The sequence below is a fragment of the Pseudoalteromonas sp. NEC-BIFX-2020_015 genome, assembly GCF_012952265.1.
Lineage (GTDB): Bacteria > Pseudomonadota > Gammaproteobacteria > Enterobacterales > Alteromonadaceae > Pseudoalteromonas > Pseudoalteromonas neustonica.
In genome coordinates this window covers 1-1526 of the sequence record NZ_JABCJL010000068.1, presented here as the reverse complement: position 1 = coordinate 1526, position 1526 = coordinate 1, and the positions used below count along the sequence as shown (strand labels likewise).

General features: G+C 39.8%; 3 protein-coding genes. 1 reads left to right on the top strand and 2 read right to left on the bottom strand.

From position 1 onward, the window contains the following. On the top strand, positions 1-195 hold a 195-nt coding region (locus tag HH219_RS21535), incomplete at its 5' end, for an IS3 family transposase (protein ID WP_169328588.1). 501 nt (positions 196-696) lie between these two features. On the opposite strand, the gene HH219_RS21530 is transcribed toward HH219_RS21535, so the two are convergent. Then, a complete protein-coding gene (locus tag HH219_RS21530) occupies positions 697-855 on the bottom strand; it encodes a hypothetical protein (protein ID WP_169328587.1) in 159 nt (52 codons plus the stop codon). Positions 856-931: 76 nt separating this feature from the next. Next, on the bottom strand, positions 932-1423 hold the full coding sequence (locus tag HH219_RS21525) for an RHS repeat-associated core domain-containing protein (RefSeq protein ID WP_169328586.1): 492 nt from the start codon (positions 1421-1423) through the stop codon (positions 932-934). Positions 1424-1526: the final 103 nt, after the last annotated feature.

Below are 1526 nucleotides of genomic sequence, written 5' to 3'. Positions count from 1 at the left end.
AATGGTTTATTTAAAACAGAAATTATTCGCAGGAATGGCCCGTGGAAAAATGTTGATGCTGTTGAATATGCAACCTTAGAATGGGTAAGTTGGTTTAACAATCAACGGTTATACTCTTCAATTGGGTGTGTTTCACCAGCTCAATATGAAGCAAACTACTATGACAATTTAAACGAGTCAGGTAAAGTGGCCTGACTTAAACAAACTGGTCTCCGATGAACTCGGGGCGATTCAATATCAACCTTAGTTGAACTGTATGTAATAACAGTAGTTGATACTATGATTTTTGCAAAAAAAATTGTGCCTGTCCTTTTTTATTCTTTGAAAAGAAAAGCCCCGCTAGTGCGAGGCTTTGGATTCAAAGATTACTACTTTGCAAGTCAACCTAGAAACCCTTAGGTCTATCTTTTCTAGCATTCCATATTGAGAGACTTAGCACTACGACACCAAATATAAGGAGATACATCGTAGATTCAGAGTTTTTCTCAAGCACGTTTAACCTAGTATTCAGCCAAACAGGAAAGAAAATCGCAAATGGAATTTCAATGCATATAAACAAGATAAAAAGCGCGTAACTTGCTATGCCTTTCTTAAACTTGTCTCTTGTATGAAGATTTTTTTGCTGTAAAAAGAAGTACAGCTTAAATCCCAACATACATAATGCAATGTACATAACTCCCCAAATAGTAAAATATATCATTGATTCATCTCATTCACTTTTTCTTCGATTTTCGGTGCCACTTTTTCTGCCGCGCCAATAATAGCACCTTCAACAACTGCACCAGCGGTTAATCCAGCCGAAGTGGGTGCTCCAGCTTGCGACAAAGTTTGGCCTACAACTGGTTTCATTGTCATATTCGCAACTCCTTTCGCAACAAGACCACCCCCACCAGCTCCTAAACCGCCCGCCACAGTTGTCGTTGCATCAACATTAACATCCATCTAAAGTCACATTTTCAATGCCTTTTTCCATTGCAGCAGTTGCAGTAGAACCAATAGCTTGACCCGTAGCGCTAGCCGCCATACCAGCAACAGCCATACCCGCTACATGAGATGTTTGTGGGGCAACGAAACCTACAGCAGCACCTGCTGCGGCACCAGACAATGTACCAACGAGTTTGTTTTTAAAGCCTCCACCTGAGGCAACAAATCCACCAACAGCACCAGAAATTGCGCCATATGCAGCACCTAATACTCCCCATTCCCCATCAGGATCAGTATATTTATATGGATTATTGTTAACATATGCATAACGGTTAAAACCATGAACGGGGCTACCTCTTCTAATTGCCTCCATCGCATCAACCGGATCATTTGAATAAAAACGACCTATAACTGGATCATAATATCGTGCCTGCATATAACTCAACCCTAAATCGGTGTCGAGTAACTTAAGTTGAGAGTAACTTAAGTTGACACCCATCTTAATTATTTCTAGTTAAAATTTAATGTTAAACATCAAAAATACAAACTTTAGGATGGGTGTCTCTTTGTTCGTCCTTTGTTCGTCTTTCTCATATAAACTC